This window comes from Psychrobacter sp. KFRI-CH2-11 (genome assembly GCF_038239325.1).
Taxonomy (GTDB): domain Bacteria; phylum Pseudomonadota; class Gammaproteobacteria; order Pseudomonadales; family Moraxellaceae; genus Psychrobacter; species Psychrobacter celer.
The window spans coordinates 1-5,356 of record NZ_CP151286.1; the positions used below are offsets into that span (position 1 = coordinate 1).

A 5,356-nucleotide genomic window follows, 5' to 3' on the forward strand; every position below is an offset into this window, starting at 1 on the left:
CCCTAATTTAAAATCCCCTCGCTCTTTGATCACCAGCTGCTGCTTTGAGCGACAAGACTGGCAGAATTTAAACGCCCGACTCGTAAACCGCTTCTTATTCATAGTTAAAGCCCCACATCAGCCTTTACAGCGTCTTTGTCTCTATCTGACACAAAGCCCTCGTTAAAGGCTTTGACCCTTAACTGCTGTAGCAGATGCTCCACCTTGCCATCATCTTTAGCCATCGTCTCAATGGCACTGATCCAAATCAGCTTGCGTCTGGTCTCTGCTTTTCGAGCCTTTGCCTTTTCAGCATCAACCATGCGCCTAGCATCAGCCCGAGCCTTTGCCAGTTGATCGGCTTTACGTTCGGCTTTCAGTAGCACCGATAACTTGCGATTATCATCAGCACTTCTATTTTCTTTCTCACCCAACATAATAATAAGTCGCTGCGTATCATTGGGAGATTTAAACCCCTTAAATCGTTTAACCAAGTCCTCAAGATAAGCTGTGTCGATAGTAGCCATATAACCCCTAATTATTGTTGTTCTCGATTAAAATTTATCTTAGCATAACCAAATATTAATTACTTAGCTAGTGGTGGTTTTTATCCTTGTCGAGAAGACAAGGCACGCTTAGACGTTTCTCATTATTGCCCTATCGGTTATAATGCAGAAACGGCGTGACAAGGGACTAGCCCCTTTGTAATCCCCAGCAGGGGTAAACCCCCACACCCCCAAAAACCAAAAGAGAAAACAATGGCAATCGCAAGGCTCAGTGTCGGCATAGGAAAAAAAGGTAAGGCAAGCCCTCACGCCCAGTATATTGCAAGAGAAGGAAAATATGAAAAAGACAATGACAGCTTAGAGAAATTAGAGCATACAGGGCATGGCAATATGCCAGCATGGGCAGAGCATAACCCCAACTACTTTTGGCAAAGTGCAGACGAACATGAGCGCAAAAACGGTAGCACCTACCGTGAACACGTTATCGCCCTACCTCGTGAATTAGACAGTGAGCAGCGCCATGACCTTATCAAAGATTGGATAGACCAAGAGATAGGCGATAAGCACGCTTACCAATACGCCATCCACAATCCCCCAGCAATGGACGGCAAAGAGCAGCCCCATGCTCATATCATGTTTAGTGAGCGTACAAGAGACGGCATCGAGCGTGACCCTGACCAGTATTTTAAACGCTACAACGGTAAAAATCCCGAGCGTGGCGGTGCTAAAAAAGCCAATACAGGCATGAAACCTGCTGACCGCAAAGCGGATCTGCTAGCCCAGCGCGACAGGTGGGAAAAAACGTGTAACGCCCACCTAGAGCAAGCAGGACGTTATGAGCGTATCAGTATGAAATCATTAAAAGCGCAAGGTATTGAGCGCGAACCGACCAACTTCACCATGACCCAGCTTAAAAAGCCCGAAGTTAAAGACACCTACAAATCATTGCTAGAAGCCAAAGAGCAAGACCATCAAGCTAAATTAGACATCATTAGGGTGTTGGAAGGCACGGCACTGACCGAGATTAACCGGCAATTAAGAAAAAAAGAGGAAAAAGCACAAAAACAGAAGGAGCGGAAACGCACACAGAAGCCCACAGAGCCACAGAAAGCCCCACAAGCTACCATTGCCACAACAACAGCCCCAAAACCGCAAAGAGAGCCAATTAAGGCTACTAATATTCCCATAATTGAAGGTCAGACTGTCAAAGAGGCGTTAGAAGTGCGACAAGGCTATGAAAAAATGGTTGCACTGACGGCAGAGAAAATGAGAGCTAAGAGCCTAGAACCCTACAAGGCTGATATGACAAGACTTGCAGCTGAGCATAAAGCATTGAAAGATAATAATTCATGGTTTGGTAAGAGTAAACGTGAGAAGCAGATGCAAGAGCTAGCCACTGAGTACAAAGGGGTGAAAAGAGATTTTAACGCAATCAAAGAGCGTGATCTCACTATGCAAGCCAAAAACTACATCAAGCATAAAGCCCCTAAAGCCCATGCCAAGCATGAACAAGCTAGTGAGACACTGAACTATCATGCGTCGTTTAGGTATGGGGCGACCCAAGCACAAGCAGGGCGACAGTACACAGGGGAGATAACCGCCGTAAATCGCTTTGGCGTTATGCAGAAAACCCCAACAGGTAAGAAAATCTACCACGACCTAGACAGCTTTGAGACGTTGCCAAACGTGGGCGATAGAGTAACAGCGATTTATAACAAGGACAGCAAAGCAGAACTTGTACCAGCGGATAAGGCAGAATTAACAAGGCAAACACAGCAGGCAGAGCTAGAACGGCAACAGAGTAAAGGCATAGAGCTTGATCGCTAACGCCCTTCGGTTGTTGGTTCAGAAGTTAGCCAGGACAGGCGAAAAAGACCGCCTGATCTTGGATAACTTTTGACCTGAAATTTAAATAAGGATGGAGTGCTTCTTGTTCTTAATCTATTCATCCTCCGACATGTTTGCTACCGACGTTTTAAATTATATGCAAGCATCAAATATGTATAAATAGATCTCTATTATGGTCAATTGCATATTTCAAGATATAAATCATCTTTTCAATATTTTTATCCTTCGGTGTGTCCATATTTAAAAAAGCATCATATACCTTTTCAATCGTTTCAATATCATGTATAGAGTCGTCTTCGCTTGGTTCTAGTAGTTCACCAGTCTGTTCAGAAATCATGTGCCATAACCCTTGCGCATGATAATACTCGACTTCATCAGTAGTAAGGGGTAATACGGTATCAGCTTCTAAATTATCATTTCCCCAATCTATTGTTTCAACGTAATCATCTATATTAACGTCAAAAGGTAGGCAAAAAAAGCGGTAATTAGGTTCATAACTCATTAGTCTGTATTCCTTAAATGTGTTTGCTTTTGCATATGATCTTTGGCTTCCTTCCCTTTCAATCCACCTGTAGGAGGAGGTTTACCATTTGGTGAAACATACTGTTTTCGCGTATTGTCGTATATTCTAAAATAATTATTTTCATTATCCTTAATAATAGTATGACTATCGCTTGTATATCTTGTCTTTACACCATCTTTACTAAGAACACCTTCTGCATTTGGTGTAAATTTTTCATGACTGTCTTTTAAACTTCCTTTCGACCAGTTAGGACTAAATTTTTTATAGTTCTCAGCTCTCTTTATCTTAGCTGAGTCTACTACTCTTTTCATAGGGAATGAAAACTTACTCCTGATGACATATTGCCCAGTTTTAAAACCTAACTGAGTGGATTTAACACCCAATCCTGCTGGTAACGTCAATATATCTAAGGCTACCATATCCCTTGCGGCAATCTTTTTCAGTCCTTCATAATATGCTTTTTCATCGCCCTTCACATTGATCCAAAGAGCATCTGCTTCTGCTTGGTAAATTAATTCGGACATTGCCCAAAAACCACCATCTTTTAACGCTTGCGCAGTTGCCTCATCAGCCCATTTTGCCATGATATCGTAAGCTTCACTGGCATCTACCGTGACATACTTCCCTTTGACATTGCCGTTGTTCATAGTGCAAGTGTCACCCTCTCTAATAAGCGCCTTGCCTTCTATAAATATCGTGCTAGATCCTGAGGTGGGTTTAACCTCACCGCCTATCGTCCCTGATTTAACACCGCCCCCTCTACCAGCTGCATCACCGAAACATTTGGGCTGGGTAGTTTGATCAAGTAAGTAGGCCGGCTGACCGTTAAAAAAGGTATGTTCGGCTGTCGCCTCTGCATTATCGATAAATGAGTACAAGGTATAACCAGCAATGGCATCTTTTTTATGAGAGGTATAATTAAATGAGGGTCCATTACTGATTGCCATAAGTACGGTAGCTTTAGACCCTGCTCGTGGTGTTTTACTCATCGCTATTATCCTTTTGCGTCCAGCTATCGATGCAATTTTCACCCTAAAAAAATGTGCTAAAGCCTAATAATACGGTGTCTATCCTGTAGGCACAATCGTTATCATACTACCTAGTAAACATATGACCAGTATTTTTAAACGATGATTATTAAGATCAGATTAACCTTACCCAAAAAAATAAACCCCCCTGCTACTTGACGTAACAGGGGGGTTTATCGTTTAATGTTCGTTAACGGTTACAGCGTGGTGGAACACACTGTAACGACCAAATAAGCACACAGACTGCGTTATTTGACCAGCAATTAAGCCCATTAGGGCATATTCTAAGCCAAAACTAGGCTATTTTGCAATCAAATTACCTCTTTTAGCTGTTTTAAAACCCAGTTCTTACAAAACAAAACCGTGGTTTTACAAATTATTTGCTCGTTACATTCCACCCAATCAAAACTCTGTAACTGTTCCCTAGCAATGGGTGGCAGGCATCAGTGACGACTGCATTGTGTGGGTGATAAGAAAGCTCCCGACAGGGGTTACTAGACAAAGGATAAGAGCAACGCAATGAGTGGTTATATTGTTTTTCGAAGCGGTACATTGGGTAGTATGCCCTTGCTAGCATTAGAAAGCGTATAGCGGTTAAGAGCGTGTCTAGGCGGTGCTATCAGCCGTAATCTTAACAGGGTCAGCTTGATACAGTGATGACCTCCTGATGAGTGTCCCAAGTCGTGCCGAGGGCATGAGCAAGCATCATCAATCAGGAAACAGCACTAAAGGATTTGCAGTTTTTCAACTGTGAGTCCTTTAGGGTGAGTGTTCCCTGATTTCAGAACCCAGCCGAACCAAGAGCATATAACCGCTTAGGCTATTGTCAAGTGTTATATAGCCCACTAGGCTATATAACATAAGAGCTTGAAGAAAAATTTAAGTTAAGATAATAATAGCAAAAAAAAAAAAAAAAAAAAAAGCACTCAATCAGCAGAGTGAGTGTAGGGATATTTGACAAAAAAAATAAGGTGAAAAATAAAGTTAAGCTAGAACCTTTGAAAATAAAGGGCTGCCGATAAAATTAACTATCTTCCGAGTATGTTTCTTTATATATTAAATATACACAGCGTATATACCGATTATATATTTATGAGCTGATTGACTTAGTGTATAACTGGTATATATTGGGTATATACCAAGTATATAGAGATAGTGTGATGACAGACAAAAAAGACAAACTATTCACCGCTAAAGTTGAAGAAAACTTACTCAACTCATTCAAACACGCTTGTGCGAACCAAGACACCACCGCCTCACAAGCCGTCAGAGCCTTTATGAGAGACTACGCCAAGAAACATGGGCAAGCAGACCTATTTGGCAGCTCACAGGGCAAGAAATGACGCTCAGAGGGCATTAAACAGGTCATAGGCTTTCATCTTCTTAGCCTTAATCCGACAACCGCCCTCGTAGTATTCCACAAGCACATAGCTTGCAATCGTATCAGTATTGCATTTAGGGCAGTTATAAAC

5 protein-coding genes are annotated in these 5,356 nt (G+C 42.1%); 2 read left to right on the plus strand and 3 right to left on the minus strand.

Annotated elements, in window-relative coordinates; genetic code table 11:
• Positions 1-104 precede the first annotated feature (104 nt).
• Complete coding sequence (locus AADH33_RS13100) at positions 105-506, minus strand: hypothetical protein (RefSeq protein WP_348550020.1); 402 nt, start codon at positions 504-506, stop codon at positions 105-107.
• A gap of 231 nt (positions 507-737) precedes the next feature.
• Here AADH33_RS13100 and AADH33_RS13105 point away from each other — a divergent pair, with 231 nt between their 5' ends.
• Positions 738-2,312 (plus strand): MobA/MobL family protein, encoded by a 1,575-nt coding sequence (locus AADH33_RS13105; RefSeq protein WP_348550021.1) that lies wholly within the window; start codon positions 738-740, stop codon positions 2,310-2,312.
• 166 nt (positions 2,313-2,478) lie between these two features.
• Here AADH33_RS13105 and AADH33_RS13110 read toward each other — a convergent pair whose 3' ends face one another.
• Positions 2,479-2,835, minus strand: coding sequence for a DMP12 family DNA mimic protein (locus AADH33_RS13110; RefSeq protein WP_348550022.1), 357 nt, complete (start codon positions 2,833-2,835; stop codon positions 2,479-2,481).
• Positions 2,835-3,845, minus strand: a complete 1,011-nt coding sequence (locus AADH33_RS13115; RefSeq protein WP_348550018.1) for a DUF4150 domain-containing protein — start codon at positions 3,843-3,845, stop codon at positions 2,835-2,837. Before AADH33_RS13115 ends, AADH33_RS13110 begins: the two co-directional genes overlap by 1 nt.
• A 1,199-nt stretch (positions 3,846-5,044) precedes the next feature.
• Here AADH33_RS13115 and AADH33_RS13120 point away from each other — a divergent pair.
• Positions 5,045-5,227, plus strand: a complete 183-nt coding sequence (locus AADH33_RS13120) for a hypothetical protein (RefSeq protein WP_348550019.1) — start codon at positions 5,045-5,047, stop codon at positions 5,225-5,227.
• Positions 5,228-5,356: the final 129 nt, after the last annotated feature.

Coding starts and splice junctions, on each gene's coding strand:
- AADH33_RS13115 (WP_348550018.1), bottom strand. CDS start 3,845: ATGAGTAAAACACCACGAGCAGGGTCTAAAGCTACCGTACTTATGGCA.
- AADH33_RS13110 (WP_348550022.1), bottom strand. CDS start 2,835: ATGAGTTATGAACCTAATTACCGCTTTTTTTGCCTACCTTTTGACGTT.
- AADH33_RS13105 (WP_348550021.1), top strand. CDS start 738: ATGGCAATCGCAAGGCTCAGTGTCGGCATAGGAAAAAAAGGTAAGGCA.
- AADH33_RS13120 (WP_348550019.1), top strand. CDS start 5,045: ATGACAGACAAAAAAGACAAACTATTCACCGCTAAAGTTGAAGAAAAC.
- AADH33_RS13100 (WP_348550020.1), bottom strand. CDS start 506: ATGGCTACTATCGACACAGCTTATCTTGAGGACTTGGTTAAACGATTT.